The organism is Agromyces litoreus, from assembly GCF_040496015.1.
GTDB lineage: Bacteria > Actinomycetota > Actinomycetes > Actinomycetales > Microbacteriaceae > Agromyces > Agromyces litoreus.
In genome coordinates, this window is sequence record NZ_JBEPKA010000001.1 from 259255 (window position 1) to 281017 (window position 21763).

The window sequence follows — 21763 nt, forward strand, 5'->3', positions numbered from 1 at the left end:
CTGGCTGTGCCGCCCCGGGGCTCGGACACCGGCTGGGCCGGTTACCTCTGCCTCCAACAGGAAGAACCGCTGCGGGGCGGCGCGTGTTCCGCAGGATGCGCCTCGGGGCTGTGGGTTCGCTGGGAGCGCGTCGAGTGCGCTGGGCGGGCGCTGCGCAGGCGATGCCGCGCGGCCCGTCGGTGCGAGGTGGGAGGATCGGCGCATGGCCGATCGCCTCATGCTGCTCGACACCGCTTCGCTGTACTTCCGCGCCTTCTACGGCGTGCCCGACTCGCTCAAGCGCGCCGACGGCACGCCGGTCAACGCGGTGCGCGGGCTGCTCGACATGATCGCGCGCCTCGTGACCGAGTTCGAGCCGACGCACCTCGTCGCCTGCTGGGACGACGACTGGCGCCCGCACTGGCGCGTCGAGCTCATCCCGAGCTACAAGGCGCACCGTGTCGAAGCCGTCGTGGAGGCGGGTCCCGACGTCGAGGAGGTGCCCGACCCGCTCGAGGCGCAGCTGCCGATGATCCGCGAGACGCTCGGCCTGCTCGGCATCCCGATCGTCGGCGTCGCCGCGCACGAGGCCGATGACGTGATCGGCTCGCTCGCGACGCAGGCGACCATGCGGGTCGACGTCGTCTCGGGCGACCGCGACCTGTTCCAGCTCGTGGACGACGATCGCGGCGTGCGTGTGATCTACACCGCCCGCGGCATGAACCGGCTCGAGCTGGTGACGAACGAGTGGGTCGTCACCAAGTACGGCGTGGAGGCGTCCCAGTACGCCGACTTCGCCACGCTGCGCGGCGACTCCTCCGACGGCCTGCCCGGCGTCGCCGGCATCGGCGAGAAGACCGCCGCAGGGCTGCTCGGCGACTTCGGCTCCCTCGACGCGATGCTCGCGGTGGCCTCCGGCGCTGCGGATGCGGCGGATGCCGCGCCGGCCACCATGTCCGCATCGATGCGTGCGAAGCTCACCGGCGCGCACGACTACCTCGCCGTCGCCCCGACGGTCGTGAACGTCGTGCGCGACCTCGACCTTCCGTCGGCGGAGGAGCTCGGCGCGCGGCTCGCTCCCGTCATGGGTGGGCGCCGCGAGACGCTCGAGGACCTGGGCGGGGAGTGGAACCTCGGCGGCGCGGTGCCGCGGGTGATCGCTGCGCTCGACGGGCGCGGCTAGGGGAGGCGAACCCGATGCGGCAGCTGAGGTACGGCATGAACGTGTCGCTGGACGGCTATGTCGCCGCCCCCGGCGACGATCTCGGCTGGAGCGCTCCGAGCGACGAGCTGTTCGAGTGGTGGCTCGACGAGGAGCGGGCGATCGAGCTCCTGCTCTACGGCCGCAGGTTGTGGGAGACGATGAGCTCCTACTGGCCGACCGGTGACGAGCAGCCGGACGCCACCCCGGCCCAGATCGCCTTCGCCCGGAACTGGCGGGACACGCCGAAGGTCGTGTTCTCGTCGACGCTCCGCGAGGTGGATTGGAACGCCCGCGTGTTCGCCGGCGACGCGGTCGCAGAGATCACGCGGCTGAAGGCCGAGGACGGCGGACCGATGCGGGTCGGCGGTGCGGCGCTCGCCGGGGCGGCGATGCGGGCCGGGCTCGTCGATGAGTTCGCGGTCGTCACGCACCCGGTCATCCTCGGTGGCGGCGACCCGTTCTTCACGGCGCTGGACGCCTGGACGTCGCTCGAGCTGGTCGAGACGCGGACGTTCCCGGGCGGCGTCGTCATGACCCGGTACGAGACGACGCGCTGAACCTGTTCCGAGCCTCGCCCTCAGCAGCCCGGGCCGGTCGGCACGGCACGGCAGTCGCCGGTGACGAGCACCGTGTCGAACTCGCCGACGAGCACGCTGATGGTCGGCGCCGCGAGGGTCAGGAAGCCGTCGATCCATCGCCAGTTCGAGCCGTCGAAGCGGTACTCCGCCGCGTACACGACGGTGGGCTGGACCGAATACGAGCCGGGCGACGCGTAGGCATGACTGGTCGACGTGGGCGAGAACTCCGCGGCGCCGAGCTCCGCCCAGGTCGCTCCCGGATCTGCGGATTCGACCACCGCCCCGTCGGAGTGCGTCCACCGATGGGCGATCGGATGGAACCGGACCTCCGCCGGTCGACCGAGCAGCGTGCCCGAGCGGGTCTCGACGGATGCCGCCCCCACGAAGTTCGCGGGAAGCGAGACGACCGCCCACCCGGAGGGCTCCATCGTGCCGACGGGCACGGCCGGCTGGAACGACGCGATGTCGCGCAGGGTCACCGCCGGCTCGCCGGGCGCCAGCGGCTCGGGTTCGGCTCCCTCGAAGAGGCAGGGTGTCGGGTTCTCGGGTGCGCAGTTGTCCGGTGGGGGTGGAGGAGGCTTCCAGTCGACGGTTGAGGCCTCGCCCGCTGGCTCGAACCCGCTTTGGGGCCCAATCACTCCGCCACCCCAGGAGTCGTTGATCGACTCGTACTGCCCCTCCAGCGTGGCGGTGTCTTCGATGACATCGCCTGATACGCCACAGATACCTGATGCCAGCATCTCCTCCGTACATATCGGAGTGCCGGCTGTGCCGAATGGCTGCGCGACCAAGACGGTCAGCAGAAGTTCTTGCCAGACCACAGTTCAGTTCCTGAGACGCGCCCAGTCGTCTCCGTCAACTCAAGTTCCACAACCATTGGCGCGCGCAGGTCACGGTCCGGGGGAGTCACGTCATTTCCCTCGGCGTCAAGGATTCGCGTGCCTGACACGTCTTGGCATGTATAGATCGTCACGAGTTCGGCTTCGCCTAGAAGCGACCGCGAAACGATCGATGTCGAGTCCGCCCGATATGCGCCGGAGACACGAAGGCCAGCGGCGGAGAAGCTCTTGAGGTCGCGAATTCGAGTCTCGCCGTAATCCGGCGTCGTCACTTCTCGCAGCTCCGTGAAGTCATCTCCCGACGACGCGATCGAGACGCTCATTGCGAGGTATTCGTCGTAGGCATCAATCGCCGCCGCCAGCGCCTCCTCGTCGCTCGAGAAGACGGGCTCTCGGGTCGCAGTGGGCGACGACGTCGCCAGCGCCTCAGGGGAGGGCGCGGAGCACGCGGCGAGACCGATCACCGCGGCGCACGCGAGCGCCAGCGCAGCGGCGCATCGGCGCGCGGTTCGAGGCATGCCGACAACGGTATGCGAACGGCTCGGGCGAGTTCCGTTCCATCCACAGGACTTCGCAATGGATCATGGCGCGATAGATCGCTACGCGATATAGTGGGCGTGTTCGACGACGCTGATGGGGGTGGCGACGATGTCGACTCGACGTGGGCAGGCATGGTGGATCGCGGGGGCGATGGTGCTGTTCGTGGTGGGGCTGCTCTCCGCGGTGCAATCGCTCGGGTACTGGATCCTCACGGCCATCTCGGGCGAACCGGCGACCATGATGTTCATCGACCACGCCGGTCCGGCGGTGACCTCCGGCCTCATCGCGATCGCGGCATTCGTGCTCGCCGGGCTCGCGCTCGCCGCGGCCCGGCGACCGGCCACCGCGGCCTGACGCTCACTCGAGCCGGCCGCTCACCGACCACGCCCGCGCGTGGAGTTCGATCGCGCCATCGGAGCGGGTTCGGGACGCCGTCGCAGCGCGCATCCGGTCGCGGATCTCCGTTCGGGCGGCATCCGTCGTCTCGGCGAGGTACGACGGCGCCGGCCCCTGGGCGCCGAGGAACGGGTCCCAGAGGTCATCGAAGTCGGCGAACACCGAGTCGACGTCGATCGACTGCACGACGACCGAGTCGGCGTCCATGCCGGGAGCGGACGTCCACAGGTCGCGCAGCGGCTCGGGCGCGCAGAGCGGGAACCGGCGGCCCTCGTCGAGCGCGGCCGCGTCGGGGTCCACCGAGGTCGCGGCATCCCAGAACAGCCTGAGCAGTTCCATGCCCTCCGCGTAGTCCCAGACGTAGGCGCCCACGAGCGCGCCGGGCGCTGCGATCCGCGAGAACTCAGCCAGCGCCGCCGGGGGATCCGGCACGAAGTTGAGCACCAGTCCGGAGACGACGACGTCGGCCGAGCCGTCGGCGACCGGGACGTGTTCGGCGTCGCCCACCTCGAACCGCGCGGCGGGGCGCCCCGTCACCCGCGGCCGAACCCGTGCGACCTCGAGGAACCCCTCGGACGGATCGACGCCGAGCACCGATGACGGCGCGCACTGGTCGAGGATCGCGGCGACGAGGACGCCCGTCCCGCTGCCGACGTCGATCCAGCGGAGGCCGTGCGGCGCGCAGAGCCCGTCGACGAACCGTGACGCGACGAGTCGACTCCACCGGCCGATGTACCGCTCGTACGGTGCACCCAGCTGCCATCGGTCCGCGACGGTCATGGTGAGGTTCTACGCCCCTTCCGCCTCGGCGGCAACGCGGCGCTCGGAGTGGCGCGCGCACGGGCGGGAACGCCACGGGCGCCGACGGGCGCCGTGCCGGCGTAAGGGTGGGTCAGGTCGGCACGCCCGGCGCCACCTGGCCCGTCGGCGCCAGCCAGTACTCGGGAGCGGGCAGGACCACGCCGCCGCTCGCCGCGACGATGACGATGAAGGCGTAGATCGCGATCAGGATGGCGAGCCCGCCGAGGCCCATCGCGATGCCGACGGCGGGCGACACGCGCACGCCCGCGCGGCGGTAGCGGGCGGGCGCCATCCACGCGATCCACATCGCGGCCGCGCCGAAGCCCGTGATCCACACCGTGCGGAGGGCCTGTCCCTCGAGCGGCGCGAAGAGGGCGATCGTGACCGCGCCGGCGCCGAGCAGCACCGCGGCCCACGCGAAGAAGCGGCCCATGCCGAGTCCGCCGACGTCGTACGCGTCGCCGAACCACGGGGTCGGCACCCGCTCGTCGTCGCGGTCGTCGGGGTCGCGGCGCGCAGGGTCGGTCATGCGTCGATCGTAGGACGCTCGACTCCTTCGGCGAGCCGGACGCGGAGGGATCGTGTCGATCGCGGGCGGACTCGCTCGTCATCATGTCGACGGGCCACCGCGGCCCGGTACAGTGACCGCTGATGGCCGGAGGGAGACCCCCATGCGCTACACCCTGCTGATGCACTACCCCGAGGTGGCCGACGAACTCGACCCCGAACTCATCGAGGAGGCGCAGCGCGCCTTCGCCGGCTACACCGAGTCGCTCGAGGCGGCCGGCGTGCTCGTCTCCGCGGAGGTGCTCCAGCCGTCGTCGAACACGACGACCCTGCGCCTCGAGGGCGGGGCGCTGCAGGTGCAGGACGGCCCCTTCGCCGACACGAAGGACCAGCTCGGCGGGACGATCGTGCTCGACGTCGACGACCTGGACGCCGCGATCGACTGGGCCAGGAAGGCGCCGCCGCTCCAGTGGGGCGCCATCGAGATCCGGCCGGGGGCCGTGTACACCGTCGCCGGCGCCTGGAACCCGAACGGGTGAGCACGGGCGCCGGGCGCACCGGCGCGCGGCGCGACGACGCTGGGGCGCGCGCCGACGCCGCCCGCGCGGCGGCGGCCCGCGCGGCGCGCGCGTCGTACGGCCGCCTGGTCGCGCTGCTCGCGGCGTCCTCGGGTGACCTCGCGCTCGCCGAGGACGCGCTCGCGGACGCCTTCGAGCGCGCGCTGCGCACGTGGCCCGAGTCGGGCGTGCCCGGCAACCCCGACGGATGGTTGCTCACCGTGGCCAGGAACCGCGAACGCGACGAATGGAAGTCCGCCGCGCGACGACGCACCTCGCCCGTGCCCGAACCGGGCGAGGCGGACGCCGCGTTCGCCGAGGATCCGTTCGCCGACGTCGATCCCGACGCGATCCCGGATCGCCGCCTCGAGCTCCTCTTCACGTGCGCGCACCCCGCGATCGACCCGGCCGTGCGCACCCCGCTGATGCTGCAGGCCGTGCTCGGCGTCGAGGCCGCACAGGTCGCCCGGGCGTTCGCGGTGCCGCCCGCGACGATGGCCCAGCGCCTCGTGCGCGCGAAGCGGCGCATCCGCGACGCGCGCATCCCGTTCGCGGTGCCCGATCGCCGGGCGATGCCCGAACGACTCCCCGCGGTCCTCGAGGCGATCTACGCCTGCGCGGCGCTCGACTGGCGCGGCGACGCGCGGTCCCTCGCCGGTGAGGCGCAGTACCTCGCCGCCGTGCTCGCCGGGCTGCTCGAGCACGAGCCCGAGGCGTGGGCGCTCGCGGCCGCGACGACCCTCCCGCTCGCCCGGCGGGCGCCGGACGGCGCGGACTTCGTGCCGCTCGACCTGCAGGATCCGACCACGTGGGATGCCGCCCAGATCGTCGAGGGCGAGTCCTACCTGCGGCGCGCGGCGCGGGAGCGCACGGCGCGCGCGACGGAATCGGGGTCGTCGCCGGCGCCGGGTCGGTTCGAGCTCGAGGCGGCGATCCAGTCGGTGCACTGCGACCGTCGCCGCACGGGCACGACCGACTGGGCCGCGCTGCGCACGCTGTACGACGCCCTCCTCGCCGTCGCACCGACCCTCGGCGCCGAGGTCGCCCGGGCGGTCGTGGTCGGGCGGATCGACGGCCCGGACGCGGGCCTCGCCGCCCTGCCGCCCGAGCCGCCCGCGTTCCAGCCGTGGTGGGCGGCGCGCGCCGACCTCCTCGCCCGCGCCGGGCGCGCGCCCGAGTCCGCCGAGGCGTACCGTCGCGCGGCGGCGCTCGCCGACGACGACGGGGTGCGTGCGTACCTGGCGGGCCGCGCCAGCGCGATCGACGGCTGAGCAGCCGCGGTCCCCGGCAGACCGCAACGCCGACCGCGCCCCGCTCCGCCACCGCGGCGCCCACCGCGACGCCACCGCGACGCCGACCGAGGCCGCCGTCGGATCGCAACCGGGTGCGCGGTCGCATCCGCACGTGCAGGATGGATCGGGTCATCGACGGAGGAGGGCACCAGGATGTCGAAGCGGATCTGCGTCACGGGCGCATCGGGACTCGCGGGCCGGGCGGTCGTCGCCGACCTGCTCGAGCACGGGTACGAGGTGCTCGCGACCGATGTCGTGCCGCTCTCGCCGAAACTGCCGCCGCGATGGTCGCGTCCCGACCTCGTGTACACGCAGGCCGACCTCACCGACTTCGGCGACGCGGTCGAGGTGCTGGGCGACGTCGACGCGGTCGCGCACCTCGCGGCGATCCCGGCCCCGACGATCTTCACGCCCGCGCGCACCCTGAACGTCAACAACGCGCTCAACACCAACGTCTTCCTCGCGGCGGCGAAGGTCGGGCTCGAGAAGGTCGTCTGGGCCTCGAGCGAGACGACCCTCGGCCTCGACTTCGGGCCCGACGGCCTGCCCGACTACCTGCCGCTCGACGAGGACCACTACCCGAAGCCGAACTCGACGTACTCGCTCTCGAAGGTGCTCGGCGAGACCATGGCCGAGCACGTCGCCGACTGGACCGGAATCCCGTTCATCGCGCTCCGGTTCTCGAACGTCATCGACCCGGAGAAGTACGACGAGTTCGCCTCGTTCGAGGACGATCCGCGATCGCGCCTGTTCAACGCGTTCGGCTACATCGACGTGCGGGATGCCGCGCAGTCGGTGCGCCGTGCCCTCGAAGCGGACGTCGACGGCGCCCGGGCGTACGTGATCGCGAACGCCGACACCGTGATGAGCCGGCCCACGCGGGAGCTCGTCGAGGAGTTCTTCCCCGGCGTCTCGCTGAAGCGGGACCTCACCGGCAACGAGTCCCTGTTCTCCATCGAGCGGGCGCGCGACGAACTCGGCTTCGAGCCGGAGTTCGGCTGGCGCGAGGGGCGCCGGTGACCGCGCGCTCGGTCGGCTGCGACATCCGGCTGGAAGTCGACGCGCCCGCCCGGCTCGCGTTCCAGGTCGCCGTCGCGTCCGGGGTGGAAGCGCGCGAGCGGCTCGAGTTCCGCCTCGACGGCCGCCCGATCGACGCGGATGAGCTGACGGATGCCGTGGGCAATCGCCTGCACGTCGTCGACGCGCCGGCCGGCTCGCTCACGTGCTCGTACGCGGCCGAGGTGCCGGGACCCGCGCCGGAGGCATCCGCCGACGCCGTCGACCTGCTGGCCTTCCTGCGCCCGAGCCGGTACGCCGAGTCCGACCGGCTGGCCGCCACGGCGGCCTCCGAGTTCGCCCGGGTCGAGGGCGTCGACCGGCTCGCGGCCGTCTCGTCGTGGGTCGGCACCCGCCTGTCGTACGTGCCGGGTTCGAGCAGCCCGACGGATGGCGCGGTGCAGACCCTCCTCGCCCGGCAGGGCGTGTGCCGCGACTACGCGCACCTCGTCGTCGCGCTCCTGCGCGCGCTCGACGTGCCCGCCCGTCTCGTCGCGGTGTACGCGCCGGGTCTCGACCCGATGGACTTCCACGCCGTGGCGGAGGCGTTCGTCGACGGGGCGTGGCACGTCGTGGATGCGACGACGCTCGCGCCGCGCGAGACGCTGGTGCGCATCTCGACCGGTCGCGACGCGGCCGACACCGCGTTCCTCTCGGTGTACGGCGGCGCCGTGCGGCTCGACTCGGTCGAGGTGACCGCGGTGGCCGACGAGTTGCCGGACGACGACGTGCGCCGGCTGGTCCGCCTGCGCTGACCGTGGCGTTCGCGCCGACCGCCGCGCCCGGGCCGAGCCGTGCCCCGCGCGCCTCAGCCGGCGGTGCCGGTGGGCATGAGCAGCGCGGGCAGCACCGAGATCCCGATGATCGCGATCGCGCCGAGGCCGAGCCAGATCGCGGCGTACGCCGCCGACGACGTCTTCAGGCCCGCACGGCGCGCGCGACGCCGGGCCACGATCCCGATCGTGGAGACGCCGAGCGCGGCGAGCGCGAGCACGCCCGACGCGACGGCGTCGCGGTACGGCGTCAGGCACGCGAGCACGACGGTCGCGACGCCCGCGAACAGCCCGATCGACCCGAGCGAACGGCCCGGGGTCGAGGTGGGGTCGGCGACGCGCATGCGCTCGTCGCCCGATTCGCTCGTCTCGGCCGTCGACATGTGCTGCTCCCCCCGGATGATCGCCGTCCGCGGCTCCGCGCCGCTGTGGCCAATCCTTCCGTGGGCCCCGGGTGCATGACGGCGGTTCGGGCCCTTGTGACGTCTCGATCAGGTCACGGCGGTCTCGATGTGGTCACGACGGTCTCGTGGAGGTCACGAGCCGACGTCGTCCTCCGCTTCCGGGCGGGCAGCGCATGCACCCACCGCGATGTCGCGCGGCCGCTCCTCAGGCGCGCACGAGGCCGTGCTCGAACAGGCTCCGTGCCGACGCCAGCACGGCCTCCTCGCGGGGCCGCGGCATCCAGCCGAGGACGCGCGTCGCCTTCTCGTGCGTCGCGTCGCCGCGGCGGCCGAGCTCGGACGCCATCGCCCGGAGGTCGCGGCTGAACGGGGCGCCCGCGCGGACGACCCAGTCGGGCACCACCCGGTCGGGCACGCGCGACGCGCGGTCGCCGAACTCCGCCCGCAGCAGCCGGGCGAGATCGATGTACTCGTACGGCTCGCCCGAGACGGCGAGGAACCGCTCGCCCGCGGCATCCGGGTGCCGCATCGCGAGCAGGTGAAGGTCGGCCACGTCGCGCACGTCGACCACGCCGACCGATCCGTTCGGCACGACCGGGTAATCGCCCTGCAGCAGCTGCCGCAGCAGCTCGAGCGAGGTCGACAGGTCACGGCCGAGCGCCGGCCCGAAGATGCCCACCGGGTTGACCGTGGCCAGCTCCATGCCGCCGCCCTCGCGCATCATGAAGTCCCAGGCCGCACGCTCGGCGAGCGTCTTCGACTTCGCGTAGGGCGTCACGCCGTGACCCTCGGGGTCGGTCCAGTCGTCCTCGGTGTACGGGCGGCCCGGGTAGGCCCGGCCGTACCCGATCGCCGCGAACGACGAGGTCTGCACGACCCGCCGCACGCCCGCGTCGCGCGCCGCGCGGAGCACCCGGAGCGCGCCGTCGCGCGCGGGCCGGACGAGCTCGTCGGCGTTCCTCGGCTGGCGGGCCGGGAACGGCGAGGCGACGTGGAGCACGTGCGACGCGCCTGCGGCGGCCTCGCTCCAGCCGGCGTCGTGGCTGAGGTCGGCCGCGACGACCTCGAGCCCGTCGGGGTCCGCGCCGCCCGCGCGCACCACCTGGCGCACCTCGTCGGCGCGCGCGAGGTCTCGTACGGTGGTCCGCACGCGCGTGCCGCCCTCGAGCAGTCCGATGAGGCACGCCGACCCCACGAAGCCCGTTCCGCCGGTGACCAGTACCAGTTCGTCGTCCATGAGCGCCTCCCGGCTCGGGACTCTATCGCCTGTCTCGGATCGGAGGCTGGGTGCGCGATCCTTGCGGCCCGTGGCATCCTTGCCACGACGCCGGATGGCCCGGCCGCAGGGTCTCGGAGGATCGGATGTCCGGCAGGAAGCACAGGGTCGCCGTCCTGGTGCTCGACGGCGCGAAGCCGCTCGACGTCGGGATCCCGGCGCAGACGTTCACGACCAGGGCGAGCATGCCGTACGAGGTGCGGGTCTGCGGGGCGCACCCGGGGCACGTGACGGGCGGCGACGGGCTGTCGTACCAGGTCGAGCACGGCCTCGAGGCGTTCGAGTCGGCCGAGACGATCTTCATCCCCGGCTATCGGCATCCGGACCGCGACGACCCGCCGGCCGCGGTGGTCGACGCGCTTCGTGCGGCGCACGACCGGGGGGCGCGGCTCGCGGCGATCTCGACGGGGGCGTTCGCGCTCGCGGCGACCGGGCTGCTCGACGGGCGGCGGGCCACGACGCACTGGCACTACACGCGGGCGCTGCAGGCGCGGCATCCGCTCGTCCGCGTCGACGAGAACGTGCTGTTCGTCGACGAGGGGCAGGTGCTGACGTCGGCGGGCGCGGCATCCGGCATCGACCTCTGCCTGCACCTGGTGCGGCGCGACCACGGCGTCGCGGCGTCGAACCACGCCGCACGGCGGCTGGTCGCGGCGCCCTACCGCAGCGGGGGCCAGGCGCAGTACGTGCCGCGGGCGCTGCCCGAGCCGCTCGGCGAGGTGTTCGCGGCGACGCGCCAGTGGGCGCTCGAACGGCTGGAGGAGCCGCTCACCCTCGGCGACCTCGCGCGCAACGCGAGCGTGTCGCCGCGTACGTTCTCGCGCCGCTTCGTCGAGGACACCGGCTACACGCCGATGCAGTGGATCCTGCGCGCGCGGATCGACCTCGCGCGCGAGCTGCTCGAGCGCACCGACCTCGGGGTCGAGCAGGTCGCCGACCGGGTCGGCCTCGGCACGGGCGCCAACCTGCGGCTGCACTTCCACCGCATCCTCGGCACCTCGCCGAGCGAGTACCGCCACACCTTCGCGGCCTGACGCCGCCGCGCGGGCTCGGGTCAGTTCGAGCGGCCGACCGGGATGCGGCCGGTGCGGTGCGCCTCGTCGGCGGCACGGAGGGAGTCCGTCTGCGCGCGGGAGAGGCGCGCGGCGCGCATCGCGCGCGCCATCCGCGCGGCACGGCGACGCGTTCGGATCCTCGCGGGGATGCTCGCGATCGCGTCCGAGAGGCGGGCGAGCAGGATGCCGATGAGCGCGCCGAGCGAGTTCGCGATGAGGTCGCGCGGGTCGGAGATCCGGTCGTCCATCGGGATCTGCCCGACCTCGATGAGCAGTGCGAAGCCGCTCGCGATCACGAGCGCCGCGAGCGCCGGCACCCCGCGCAGGGCGAAGGCGAGCAGCGCTCCGAGCGGCACGAACAGCAGCACGTTCAGCGCGAACTCCGTGCTCGAGCCGAACGCCCAGGTGTCGGCGTCGAGCCACGTGCGCACGCCGAGCACGCCGTTCGTGGTCTGGTTTCCCGCCACGGCACCCGGTGCGGGGCCGAGCGTCACCCACAGCACGGCAGGGACGTACGCGAACAGCAGCGCGACGGCGAGACGTGAGGGACGCATCCCTCGATGCTCCCCATCGAGCCTGTGCCGACCCTGAATACGCCCTCCGTGTCGCGTGAATCGGTCGCGAGAGTTGGCGAGATACTTTCGCATGCTGTCGTCCCAGCCACTTCTCCGACAGGGTCCCGGTGACGACGCTTGGGATGGCAACAGAAAGGACCCTGACGTCATGACCCGCATCGCCGTCAACGGATTCGGCCGCATCGGCCGCAACGTCGTCCGCGCCCTCGTCGAGCGCGACGCCGACTTCGAACTGGTCGCCGTGAACGACCTCACCGAACCCGCCGCCCTCGCGCGGCTGCTGAAGTACGACACCGTCGGAGGCCGCTTCGGCCGCCCCGTCGAGGTGGACGGCGACGTCCTCGTCATCGACGGCCGCCGCGTCAAGGTGCTCGCCGAGCGCGATCCGGCGAAGCTGCCCTGGGGCGAGCTCGGCGTCGACCTCGTGCTCGAGTCGACCGGCCGCTTCACCGACGCCGAGGCCGCCAAGGCCCACCTCGAGGCGGGCGCGAAGAAGGTGCTCGTGAGCGCCCCGTCGAAGGGTGCGGACGTCACGCTCGCCTACGGCGTGAACACGGACGCCTACGACCCGGCGTCGCACGCGATCGTCTCGAACGCGTCGTGCACGACCAACGCGCTGGCGCCGCTCGCGAAGGTCCTCGACGACCTCGCCGGCATCGAGCACGGCTTCATGACCACGATCCACGCGTACACGCAGGACCAGAACCTGCAGGACGCCCCGCACTCCGATGCCCGACGCGCCCGCGCCGCCGCCGAGAACATCGTGCCGAGCTCGACCGGCGCCGCGAAGGCCATCGGCCTCGTGCTGCCGAACCTCGACGGCAAGCTCAACGGCGACGCCATGCGCGTGCCCGTGCCCGTCGGCTCGATCGTGGAGCTGAACACGACCGTCTCGAAGGACGTCACGCTCGAGGAGGTGCTCGCCGCCTACAAGGCCGCCGCCGAGGGGCCGCTGAAGGGCGTGCTCGAGTACTCCGACGAGCCGCTCGTCTCGAGCGACATCGTCGGCAACCCGCACTCGTCGATCTTCGACGCCGAGCTGACCCGAGTGGACGGAAAGCACATCAAGGTCGTCGCCTGGTACGACAACGAGTGGGGCTTCTCGAACCGCGTCATCGACTCGCTCGGGCTGCTCGCCGCAGCCTGATCGCACCGACTCCGGTCGGCTCGGGGGGCGGTACCCGGGCCGCCCGGCCCCGACATCGCGTCGGCGGGGGAGTGGAGCCCCCGCCGGCGCGATTCACATGCCGGGCGCCGTCGCGGGCTCAGCTGTAGTGCGAGTGGTGCGGCGAGAAGTCGATGCGCTCGGCCTGCTCGAGCACGCGGTTCGCACGCTCGGCCGCGCGGCTGGCGAACTCGGCCGCGTCGCGCGCCTGGGCCGACCTGGTCGTCGCCGCCGCGGTGCCGATCTCGTCGAGGATCCCGCCGATCACGGATGCGAGTCCGTGCTCGAGCTCGCTCAGGTTGGTGCCGCCGATGAGGAGCCGGCGGTCGGCGGGGCGCAGCGTGACATGCGCGTAGCCCGCCTTGGCGAGGGCGGTGTCGACCGCGGGGGCCGCGAGCAGGTCGAGCTCCTGCGGCAGCGGTCGACGCGTGAAGACCGCTGCGACGGTGTAGCGCTCGGGTGCGTCGACGGTGCCCAGCTCGGGCGGCAGCTCGGCGACGAGGATGTGGCCGACCGCGAACGAGTCCGACTCCTTCGCGGTCCGGCTCGGCGGAGGGGTGGTGGTCTCGGAGTTCGCGTTCATCATCGGAGCGTAGGCCTCGAACATGTACTCCCTCACAGTTTCGCGTCGCGTGCGCGGAGCGCATCGGCGGTCGCGATCAGGGCGAAACTGAGAGTTCCTCCGGACTTTCGGAGCGGCCCGCGAAAGCGGACGTAGCCTGAAGGAACGGCAGGACCGGCAGGCGCCGGATGGCGACGAGAGAACGTCCCGCCGGCGCACCGTCGGTGCGGGGAAGCAGGTCGTCATGACCGGAATCATCGAGGTCGCGACGACGCAAGGCGGCACGCGTCCGGCCCGGAGCAACAGCGACTTCACCGTTCTCGCGCGCCGCGTGAAGGACGCCGGACTCATGCGGAGGCGCTACGGCTACTACTGGACCAAGCTCGTCTCGGTGCCGCTCGCCTTCGCCGCGGCGATCACGATCTTCATCTGGATCGGTGACACGTGGTGGCAGCTCTTCACCGCGGTCGGATTCGCCGTGCTGTTCACGCAGACGGCGTTCCTCGGGCACGATGCCGCGCACCGTCAGATCTTCCGGTCCGGGCGGTGGAACGACTGGATCAGCCTGATCGTCGGCGACCTGTTCATCGGCATGAGCTACGGCTGGTGGCAGCACAAGCACACCCGCCACCATGCGACGCCGAACCAGGTCGGCGCCGACCCCGACATCGAGCTGCCCGTCATCGCTGTCACCCCCGACCGCGCCGCACGTGCCGGAAACCGCGTGACGCGGTGGATCATGTCGCACCAGGGGGTGTTCTTCTTCCCGATCCTCCTGCTCGAGGGAATCTCGCTGCACGCGTCGAGCGTGCGTCGAGTCCTGATCCGCGAGCGCGTCCCGCGTCGCCCGATCGAGATCACGTTCCTCGCCGTACGGATCATCGGCTTCGTCACGCTCGTCTTCCTCGTGCTCTCGCCCGGCGTGGCCGCCGCGTTCCTCGCGGTGGAACTCGGCATCTTCGGGGTGTACATGGGAATGTCCTTCGCCCCGAACCACAAGGGGATGCCGCTCGTGCCCAAGGGCATGAAGCTCGACTTCCTCCGCCGGCAGGTGCTCATGAGCCGCAACATCCGCGGCAATCGATTCCTCGACGTCGTCATGGGCGGCTTGAACTACCAGATCGAGCACCACCTCTTCCCGTCGATGCCGCGCCCGCACCTGCGCCGGGCCGCGGCGATCATCGCGGACTACTGCCGCGACCGCGGCGTGCGATACACGGTGACCGGGCTCTGGCAGAGCTACGGGATCGTGCTGCGCTACATCAACCGCGTGGGCCTCGGCGAACGCGACCCGTTCGCGTGCCCGCTCGTGGAGCAGCGGGCGAGTCTCACGGCCTGACGGCCTGCCCCCGCGGTTCGGTTCCTCCGGGTCGAACGAGATGCCTCCGGGCGTTGTGTCGATCCCGGAGCGCCCCGTTCGACGTCCAGAATGAGAGGCACCTCCGCCTCGCCCGAACCGAGCAAAGGACGACCCATGCGCACCCTCATCGTGACCGAGTTCATCACCCTCGACGGCGTCATCGACTCTCCCGGAGGCGGCGACCACCCGCGTGCGGGCTGGACCTTCACGGAAGTCCCCTTCGTCGAGGAGGCCTACGAGATCAAGGGCCGCGAGCAGCTCGAGGCGGGCGCCATGCTCATGGGCCGGGTCAGCTACGACGAGTTCGCGCCCATCTGGCCGACGATGACCGAGGAGTTCGCCGGGTACAACGCCATGCCGAAGTACGTGGTCTCCTCGACGCTGGCCGATCCCGAGTGGGAGGGCACCACCGTGCTCCGCTCGCTCGACGAGGTCGCGGCGCTCAAGGAGGGCGACGGCGACCCGATCATCGTGCACGGCAGCGCGACGCTCGCGAAGGGCCTCGCGGCCGCGGGCCTCGTCGACCGCTACCACCTGCTCGTGTTCCCGGTCGTGCTCGGCGACGGCAAGCGCCTCTTCGACGGCAACGAGCAGGGCACCCTGAAGCTCGTCGAGCACGAGGCCTACTCGAACGGCGTCGTCAAGAACGTCTTCGACGTCGTCCGATGAGCGGTCTTCGATGGATGTCACGGCGACGGGCCCGACGAGGTGACGGCGACACGTCCGCATTCGGCTTTGCGGTGGGCGCGCGACGCGGTATCTTCCTCTGCACCGGTTGACGACGACCTCATGATCGCTCCGAGGACCGAGAAGAGGAGACCATGATCTACGAAGACCGGGATCGCCTGAAGCGCGCCCTGCAGGCCAGCGCAGAGGGAACCAGCCGACAGCTCGAACTCGACGAGGCCGCGCGCGAATGCGCGGAGGCCTTGATGACGGGCGCGATCGACCTGGCGCAGGTCCACGCACAGCGCTACTCCGAGCTGAAGGGCGTGCCCGCCGCGGCGCCGGCCGGAGCCTGACGCGGGGCACCGCCGACGGCGCGCGCTCGCACGCGAAAACCGCGCGAAACGCGCCGGGTGCATACTGATCCCGAGCGCCGGGCCCGACTTCCCCCGACCGGGACCCCGGCTGGGAGGAGACCCGGCATGAACCGATCCGTGCGCTTCGACGACATCCGCGCCCTGCTCGTGTGCCACGTCGACAATGCCGGCATCTCGCGCGTGAAGGTGCTGCCGCACCGCAAGCTGCTGTCGGCGAGCACGCACGGCGTCACGATCTCGAACAGCGTCGGCGTGCTGTTCTCGGTCGACGACCACCTGAATGCGACGGCCCACGTCGACCCGGTGGTGGGCGACCTGCGGGGCATCGCCGACACGTCCTCGATGGCCATGCTCGACCGCGAGGCGCGGCTCGCATGGGCCCCCGCCGACCTGTTCTCGCTCGACGGGTCGCCGCACCCCACGTGCCAGCGCACCGCGCTGCGGCGCATCGTCGACGACGCAGAGGACGCCCGCCTGACCTTCGTCGTCGGGTTCGAGCTCGAGTGCACGGTGTTCCGCCCGTCGTCCGTCGAGGGCGAGCCGCCGGTGCCGGCGACGACCGGCCCCGCATACTCGACCCGCGCGCTGCTCGAGATCGAGTCGTTCGCGTTCGCGGCGCTCGAGGCGCTCGACGTGGCAGGGGTGCCCGTCGACCAGATGCATCCCGAGTTCGGAGCCGGCCAGCTCGAGTTCGCGTTCGCCCCGCGCGACCCGCTCGCCGCGGTCGACGACCTCGCGCTGGCGCGCGTGGTGCTCACCCGCGTCGCGCAACACCACGGACTCATGGTGTCGTTCGGCCCGGTGCCGATCGTGGGCGGTTCGACGAACGGATGCCACGTGCACGTGTCGGCGCGACGCGACGGGCGCAACGTCTTCGCCGACCCGAAAGCCAAGCTCGCCGTCACGCCCGTCGGCGCGAACATGATCGCCGGCATCCTGGACCGCCTCGAGGAGGGCGTGGCGCTGCTCGGCGGCAGCGTGCTCTCGTTCCACCGGCTGCGCCCGCACGCGTGGGCGGGCGCCGACGTCTGCTGGGGCGAGGGCAACCGCGAGGCGGCGATCCGCTTCGTGCCCGGGCAGGCGGGCATGGGGGCCGAGCAGTCCAACATCGAGGTCAAGCCGGTGGACGGCGCGGCGAACCCCTACCTCGCGGTCGCCGCGATCATCGCGGCCGCGGTCGACGGTGTCGCCCGCGACGCGACGCCGCCGAAGCCGGTGCGGGTGGACCCCTCGACGCTCACGGCCGCGCAGCGGCGCACCGCCGGCATCCGCCCGTTGCCCGCCGACCTCGGCTCGGCGCTGCACCGGCTTCAGTCGAGCGAGTTCTACCGCGGCGTCTTCGGCGACGTGCTCGTCGACGCGTACGTCGCGGTGCGGCAGCACGAGTGGGAGGCGTACGGCGAGCACGTGCCGGATGACGTCGCCGAGCTCGTGCGCTGGAAGTACTGAGCGCGGTCGCCGCCGCCGCGTCGCGGCCTCACGCCAGCAGCGGCTCCAAGCGCGCGGCCGCGTCGACGAGCGTGGCGCGCGCCGGGCCGGGGTCGGCGAGGCGGGCCGGCGTCGACGATGTGGAGGATGCCGCCGTCGTAGCGGACGAGGTGCACGCCGGCGCGCCCGAGTGGTGGACGCTCGCCGACGCCGAGAACCACGGGGTCGACGTCACGACGTGGTGGGGGCGCGAGTCGACGCGACTCGAGGAGGAGCGGCCGGTGCGCTGAGGCGCGCTCAGGCTCCCGCCTCGTCGAGCACCACGGTGACGCGCGACCGGTCGCGATCGTGGTACATCGCGCCGACGCGGCGGCGGCGCACGTCGCCCAGCAGGTCGGCCGAGCAGCACGCCCGTTCCGACGCCGTTCCCAACGCCGCGACCGCCTCGTCGATCCGCGTGGCCCGGTCGGCCTCGGTCGCCGCGGTCGCCGAACGCCATGCCGCCATGGCCGCGTCGAACGCGCGCGGCGCGTATGCGGGCACGTCGGCGCGGCGCGCGCGAGCGAAGGCCGCGGCGAGTCCGGCGAGGGTGGTCGCCGGGCGCCGGCGTTCGCGATCCTCGCTGGCCGTCGCGGATGTCTCGGTGTCGGTCATCGGACCCAGCTCTCCTGTCGTCGGCGCAGACCCGCTGGTCGTCTCGCATCAGCGACTCCAGGCCCGGCCAGTCTGGTCGCTGCGCGGCGGCCTGTCGAGGGGAGACGGGTCGCATGGCACGAATGGCGACGCTGCGGGCCGTTCGACCCGCGCCCGCGGCGTCCGAGCGCCTAGGGTGGCGAGAGACGCGGGGGAGGCTCGTGATGATCCGGAAGCGTGAATCCGACGACGGCGCGGAGACCGAGGCTGCGGCTGAGGTGGAGGCGGAGACCGAGGCGGAGGCCGAGGCCGAGTCCGCCGACCGTGCCAAGCGGTGGTCCGACGAACGCGCGGAGCACTGGCACGGCGCGTCGTCGTCGTCGGCGACCCAGGATCGCGCCGACGAGGAGTGACCGACCGGACCGCGCCGCAGGACGATCGGCCGTAGCCGCAGGACGTCGACGGCGTTACCCTCCTCGCGTGGCCCACCTCCACGAGGCATCCGCTGCCCGCCGGACCGACCGCGCCGACCTGGACGCGGCCCGGAACTCCGCGCTCGTGCGCCGCATCCGTGAGTCGGTCATCGGCGACGACCAGGTCGTGCCGGGGCCGTACGGCCCGCGCCGCGTGACCTACGCCGACTACACGGCATCGGGTCGTGCGCTGACCTTCATCGAGGACTTCATCCGCGATGAGGTGCTGCCGAGGTACGCGAACACGCACACGGAGTCGAGCGGCACGGGCCTGCAGACGACCCGGCTGCGCGAGGACGCGCGCGCGACGATCCGCGACGCGGTCGGCGGTGACGACGACACGGTCGTGATCTTCACCGGGTCGGGGTCGACGGGCGCCATCGACAAGCTCGTCGGGATGCTCGGGCTCCGGATGCCGTCGGCGCTCGACGACCGGTACCACCTGAGCGGGCACATCCGGGCCGGCGAGCGGCCGGTCGTGTTCATCGGCCCGTTCGAGCACCACTCGAACGAGCTGCCATGGCGGGAGTCGATCGCGGACGTCGTGACGATCCCGCAGGATCCGGACGGGCACATCGACGCCGACGCGCTCGAGGCCGAGCTCGTGCGGCACGCCGACCGGCCGCTGAAGATCGGCTCGTTCTCGGCCGCGAGCAATGTCACGGGCATCGTGACGGACACGTCCCGGATCTCGGCGCTGCTGCACGCGCACGGCGCGCTGTCGTTCTGGGACTTCGCGGCGGCGGCGCCGTACGTCGACATCGAGATGTACCACGGGCCGCCGGCGGCGGCGCTCGCCGACGGACGGTACAAGGACGCGATCTTCCTCAGCCCGCACAAGTTCATCGGCGGGCCGTCGACGCCGGGGGTGCTCGTCGTGCGACGCGAGCTCGCGACGAACCGCGTGCCCGACGTGCCCGGCGGCGGAACCGTGGCCTTCGTGAATCCCGACGAGCACCGGTACCTCGACGACGTGGCCGCACGCGAGGAGGGCGGCACGCCCGGCATCGTCGAGGCGATCCGCGCCGGGCTCGTGTTCGGGCTGAAGGACGCGGTCGGCGTCGACACGATCCGGGCGCACGAGGAGGACTTCCTGCGCCGGGCGATCACCGCGTGGAAGGACGAGCCCGCGATCGAGGTGCTCGGCAACCTCGACGCCGAACGCCTCTCGATCGTGTCGTTCGTCGTGCGCGCGCCGAGCGGGAGGTACCTGCACCACAACTTCGTCGTCGCGCTGCTGAACGACCTGTTCGGCATCCAGTCGCGGGGCGGATGCTCGTGCGCCGGGCCGTACGGTCACGAACTGCTCGGCATCGACATCGAGCGATCGCACGAGTTCGAGCGCGAGATCTCCCGCGGCTGCGAGGGCATCAAGCCGGGCTGGGTGCGCATCAACTTCAACTACTTCATCTCGCCGGCGGTGTTCGACTACCTGGTCGAGGCCGTGCTCCTCGTCGCGCGCGACGGCTGGCGGATGCTGCCCGACTACACGTTCGACCCGGCGTCCGGGTTGTGGCGGCACCGCCGCGGGCCGGTCGAGCCGCCGTTGCGCCTGCGCCAGCTCTCGTACGACGCCGACGGCGCGCTGACCTACCCGCACCACGAGGATCGCGCCCCCGAGTCCGCCTTGCGCGGCTACCTCGCCGAGGCGGAGGCGGTGTTCGCAGCGGCCGCCGCGCGGGGCGGGCCGACCGAGCCGGCGGATGCCGCGGCCCCGGGCGTGACCGACGACTTCGAGCACCTGCGCTGGTTCGACCTGCCGGCCGCGTGCCTGACGACGTAGCGTCGGATGGTGCGGATGCAGCGGACCGCGGGCGTCGACCTCGCGGCGGACACGGCCGGCACGGCGCTCGCCGTGGTGCGGTGGGAGTCGGGCGGCGCGGTGCTGGAACGGCTCGAGGTGGGTGCGACCGATGAGGCGATCGCGGATGCCGCGGCCGCGGCATCCATGACCGGCATCGACTGCGCGTTCGGCTGGCCCGACGACTTCGTGGAGTTCGTCGCGCGGCACGCGCGCGGCGAGCGGGTCGACCAGTCCGTCGACCGCGGTCTCGAGGGGCGTCGCCGCCTGGCCTACCGCGAGACCGACCGCGACGTGCAGCGCCGCACGGGCTTCCGCCCGCTCTCCGTCGCCACCGATCGCTTGGGGCTGACGGCGATGCACTGCGCGGTGCTGCTCGACGCGATCGCCGACCGCCTCGGCGAGCCGGTCGCCCGGAGCGGCTCGGGTCGTGTGGTCGAGGTGTACCCGGCCGCGACGCTGCGGGTGTGGCAGCTCATCCTTCCGCGCTACAAGACGGATGCCGCGGTCCGCGCCGACCTGCTCGAGGCGCTCGTCGTACGCGCCCCCTGGCTCGACCTCGGCGGGTGCGGGTCGCTGATGGTCGCCTCGGACGACGCCTTCGACGCCGTCATCGCGGCGTTCGCCGCCCACGCCTACGCGGTCGGCGCCACGCACGCCGTGCCGCGCGAGCTGCGGGCGCGTGCCGATCGCGAGGGCTGGATCGCGTTGCCGTCGGGCGAGTTCGAGGCGCTCGCGGCGCTCGCGGCGGTGTGAGCGCGGACGGTCACCCGGTGGAGGTCACCACGGCGATCGCGACCCCGTCCCATCCCTTGGCGCCGACGGTCTGCAGCGCGGTCGCGTCGACGCGGGGGTCGGAGCCGAGCACGTCGAGCCCGCGGCGCGTGCCGATGACCATCGGGTCGGCGGTGTCGGGGTCGGCGACTTCACCCGAGCGCACGACGTTGTCGACGACGATCACGGTGCCCGGGTGGCCGAGCCGGATGGCCCAGTCGACGTAGGTCGCATTCGACTCCTTGTCGGCGTCGATGAAGACGAGGTCGAACGGCTCGACGTCGCGTTCGGCGAGGCGGCGGAGCGAATCGACGGCGGGTCCGACCATGACGTCGACCCGCTCGGCGACGCCCGCGCGCTCGAGGTTGCGGCGCGCGACCTCGGCGTGGAGCGGTTCGAGCTCGAGCGTCACGACCCGCCCGTCGTCGGGGATGCCGCGGGCGAGCCACGTCGTGGAGTACCCGCCGAGCGTGCCGACCTCGAGCACGCGCCGGGCCCCGGTCATCCGGGCGAGCAGGTGCAGGAACTTGCCGCCGAGCGGCGTCACCTCGATCGCTGGCAGTCCGGCGTCGGCGGCATCCGCCAGTCCCTGGGTGAGCGCGACGTCGTCCTCGACGAGGGTGTCGACGAGGTAGCGGTCGACGCGCCGCTGGTTGTCGGAGTTGAGCTCGGCCATGGGGTCAGCCTCCGCC

The 21763-nt window shown here is 72.5% G+C and carries 27 protein-coding genes; 17 read left to right on the forward strand and 10 right to left on the reverse strand.

The window, feature by feature from the left end; genetic code table 11:
- Positions 1-202 precede the first annotated feature (202 nt).
- Positions 203-1162 carry a 5'-3' exonuclease gene (locus ABME01_RS01270; RefSeq protein WP_353826531.1) on the forward strand — a complete coding sequence of 320 codons (960 nt, stop codon included), beginning with the start codon at positions 203-205 and terminating at the stop codon, positions 1160-1162.
- A gap of 14 nt (positions 1163-1176) precedes the next feature.
- Positions 1177-1740, forward strand: coding sequence for a dihydrofolate reductase family protein (locus tag ABME01_RS01275; protein WP_353826532.1), 564 nt, complete (start codon positions 1177-1179; stop codon positions 1738-1740).
- 20 nt (positions 1741-1760) lie between these two features.
- Here ABME01_RS01275 and ABME01_RS01280 read toward each other — a convergent pair whose 3' ends face one another.
- Both ABME01_RS01280 and ABME01_RS01285 read right to left on the reverse strand, forming a co-directional pair.
- Entirely contained in the window at positions 1761-2240 is a 480-nt protein-coding gene (locus ABME01_RS01280) for a hypothetical protein (RefSeq protein WP_353826533.1), read from the reverse strand.
- Positions 2241-2557: 317 nt separating this feature from the next.
- The gene (locus ABME01_RS01285; protein WP_353826534.1) at positions 2558-3118 is read right to left on the reverse strand and encodes a hypothetical protein; all 561 of its coding nucleotides are present in this window, start codon (positions 3116-3118) and stop codon (positions 2558-2560) included.
- Positions 3119-3248: 130 nt separating this feature from the next.
- Here ABME01_RS01285 and ABME01_RS01290 point away from each other — a divergent pair, with 130 nt between their 5' ends.
- Positions 3249-3494 (forward strand): hypothetical protein, encoded by a 246-nt coding sequence (locus ABME01_RS01290; protein ID WP_353826535.1) that lies wholly within the window; start codon positions 3249-3251, stop codon positions 3492-3494.
- Positions 3495-3497: 3 nt separating this feature from the next.
- Here ABME01_RS01290 and ABME01_RS01295 read toward each other — a convergent pair whose 3' ends face one another.
- Positions 3498-4316 (reverse strand): class I SAM-dependent methyltransferase, encoded by an 819-nt coding sequence (locus ABME01_RS01295; RefSeq protein WP_353826536.1) that lies wholly within the window; start codon positions 4314-4316, stop codon positions 3498-3500.
- Between the two features lie 112 nt (positions 4317-4428).
- Positions 4429-4866, reverse strand: a complete 438-nt coding sequence (locus ABME01_RS01300; RefSeq protein ID WP_353826537.1) for a hypothetical protein — start codon at positions 4864-4866, stop codon at positions 4429-4431.
- A gap of 142 nt (positions 4867-5008) precedes the next feature.
- Between ABME01_RS01300 and ABME01_RS01305 the strand changes: the two genes are divergently transcribed.
- The 4 genes from ABME01_RS01305 to ABME01_RS01320 all read left to right on the forward strand — a co-directional run bounded on the left by ABME01_RS01305 (position 5009) and on the right by ABME01_RS01320 (position 8504).
- Positions 5009-5383, forward strand: a complete 375-nt coding sequence (locus ABME01_RS01305; RefSeq protein ID WP_353826538.1) for a YciI family protein — start codon at positions 5009-5011, stop codon at positions 5381-5383.
- Complete coding sequence (locus ABME01_RS01310; protein WP_353826539.1) at positions 5380-6672, forward strand: RNA polymerase sigma factor; 1293 nt, start codon at positions 5380-5382, stop codon at positions 6670-6672. The genes ABME01_RS01305 and ABME01_RS01310 overlap by 4 nt, the downstream gene beginning before the upstream one ends.
- Before the next feature lie 174 nt (positions 6673-6846).
- Entirely contained in the window at positions 6847-7713 is an 867-nt protein-coding gene (locus tag ABME01_RS01315; protein WP_353826540.1) for an NAD-dependent epimerase/dehydratase family protein, read from the forward strand.
- Positions 7710-8504 carry a transglutaminase-like domain-containing protein gene (locus ABME01_RS01320; RefSeq protein WP_353826541.1) on the forward strand — a complete coding sequence of 265 codons (795 nt, stop codon included), beginning with the start codon at positions 7710-7712 and terminating at the stop codon, positions 8502-8504. The genes ABME01_RS01315 and ABME01_RS01320 overlap by 4 nt, the downstream gene beginning before the upstream one ends.
- 53 nt (positions 8505-8557) lie before the next feature.
- Here ABME01_RS01320 and ABME01_RS01325 read toward each other — a convergent pair whose 3' ends face one another.
- Both ABME01_RS01325 and ABME01_RS01330 read right to left on the reverse strand, forming a co-directional pair.
- Positions 8558-8905 (reverse strand): hypothetical protein, encoded by a 348-nt coding sequence (locus tag ABME01_RS01325; protein WP_353826542.1) that lies wholly within the window; start codon positions 8903-8905, stop codon positions 8558-8560.
- Between the two features lie 226 nt (positions 8906-9131).
- Positions 9132-10163 (reverse strand): SDR family oxidoreductase, encoded by a 1032-nt coding sequence (locus tag ABME01_RS01330; protein WP_353826543.1) that lies wholly within the window; start codon positions 10161-10163, stop codon positions 9132-9134.
- Between the two features lie 125 nt (positions 10164-10288).
- Here ABME01_RS01330 and ABME01_RS01335 point away from each other — a divergent pair, with 125 nt between their 5' ends.
- The gene (locus ABME01_RS01335) at positions 10289-11236 is read left to right on the forward strand and encodes a GlxA family transcriptional regulator (RefSeq protein WP_353826544.1); all 948 of its coding nucleotides are present in this window, start codon (positions 10289-10291) and stop codon (positions 11234-11236) included.
- 20 nt (positions 11237-11256) lie between these two features.
- Here the strand turns inward: ABME01_RS01335 and ABME01_RS01340 are convergent, their stop codons facing one another.
- On the reverse strand, positions 11257-11811 hold the full coding sequence (locus ABME01_RS01340; RefSeq protein ID WP_353826545.1) for a VanZ family protein: 555 nt from the start codon (positions 11809-11811) through the stop codon (positions 11257-11259).
- Between the two features lie 169 nt (positions 11812-11980).
- Here ABME01_RS01340 and gap point away from each other — a divergent pair, with 169 nt between their 5' ends.
- Positions 11981-12979, forward strand: a complete 999-nt coding sequence (gap, locus tag ABME01_RS01345) for a type I glyceraldehyde-3-phosphate dehydrogenase (protein ID WP_353826546.1) — start codon at positions 11981-11983, stop codon at positions 12977-12979.
- 118 nt (positions 12980-13097) lie between these two features.
- On the opposite strand, the gene ABME01_RS01350 is transcribed toward gap, so the two are convergent.
- Positions 13098-13580 carry a hypothetical protein gene (locus ABME01_RS01350; RefSeq protein WP_353826547.1) on the reverse strand — a complete coding sequence of 161 codons (483 nt, stop codon included), beginning with the start codon at positions 13578-13580 and terminating at the stop codon, positions 13098-13100.
- Positions 13581-13803: 223 nt separating this feature from the next.
- Between ABME01_RS01350 and ABME01_RS01355 the strand changes: the two genes are divergently transcribed.
- The 5 genes from ABME01_RS01355 (at position 13804) to ABME01_RS01375 (ending at position 17680) form a co-directional block, all read left to right on the forward strand.
- Positions 13804-14898: a fatty acid desaturase family protein gene (locus tag ABME01_RS01355; RefSeq protein WP_353826548.1), complete on the forward strand. Its 1095-nt coding sequence runs from the start codon at positions 13804-13806 to the stop codon at positions 14896-14898.
- 135 nt (positions 14899-15033) lie between these two features.
- A complete protein-coding gene (locus ABME01_RS01360; protein ID WP_353826549.1) occupies positions 15034-15588 on the forward strand; it encodes a dihydrofolate reductase family protein in 555 nt (184 codons plus the stop codon).
- 152 nt (positions 15589-15740) lie between these two features.
- Positions 15741-15941, forward strand: a complete 201-nt coding sequence (locus ABME01_RS01365; protein WP_353826550.1) for a hypothetical protein — start codon at positions 15741-15743, stop codon at positions 15939-15941.
- A 126-nt stretch (positions 15942-16067) separates the two neighbouring features.
- A complete protein-coding gene (locus ABME01_RS01370; protein ID WP_353826551.1) occupies positions 16068-17411 on the forward strand; it encodes a type I glutamate--ammonia ligase in 1344 nt (447 codons plus the stop codon).
- 119 nt (positions 17412-17530) lie between these two features.
- Positions 17531-17680 (forward strand): hypothetical protein, encoded by a 150-nt coding sequence (locus ABME01_RS01375; protein ID WP_353826552.1) that lies wholly within the window; start codon positions 17531-17533, stop codon positions 17678-17680.
- 7 nt (positions 17681-17687) lie between these two features.
- Here ABME01_RS01375 and ABME01_RS01380 read toward each other — a convergent pair whose 3' ends face one another.
- Positions 17688-18044: a hypothetical protein gene (locus tag ABME01_RS01380; protein WP_154346813.1), complete on the reverse strand. Its 357-nt coding sequence runs from the start codon at positions 18042-18044 to the stop codon at positions 17688-17690.
- A gap of 203 nt (positions 18045-18247) precedes the next feature.
- Between ABME01_RS01380 and ABME01_RS01385 the strand changes: the two genes are divergently transcribed.
- From ABME01_RS01385 to ABME01_RS01395, 3 genes are all read left to right on the forward strand, one after another.
- The gene (locus ABME01_RS01385) at positions 18248-18436 is read left to right on the forward strand and encodes a hypothetical protein (RefSeq protein WP_353826554.1); all 189 of its coding nucleotides are present in this window, start codon (positions 18248-18250) and stop codon (positions 18434-18436) included.
- Between the two features lie 67 nt (positions 18437-18503).
- Positions 18504-20279, forward strand: coding sequence for an aminotransferase class V-fold PLP-dependent enzyme (locus ABME01_RS01390; RefSeq protein ID WP_353826555.1), 1776 nt, complete (start codon positions 18504-18506; stop codon positions 20277-20279).
- Between the two features lie 15 nt (positions 20280-20294).
- The gene (locus tag ABME01_RS01395) at positions 20295-21053 is read left to right on the forward strand and encodes a DUF429 domain-containing protein (RefSeq protein WP_353826556.1); all 759 of its coding nucleotides are present in this window, start codon (positions 20295-20297) and stop codon (positions 21051-21053) included.
- Positions 21054-21063: 10 nt separating this feature from the next.
- Here the strand turns inward: ABME01_RS01395 and ABME01_RS01400 are convergent, their stop codons facing one another.
- On the reverse strand, positions 21064-21747 hold the full coding sequence (locus ABME01_RS01400; RefSeq protein ID WP_353826557.1) for an O-methyltransferase: 684 nt from the start codon (positions 21745-21747) through the stop codon (positions 21064-21066).
- Between the last annotated feature and the right edge of the window lie 16 nt (positions 21748-21763).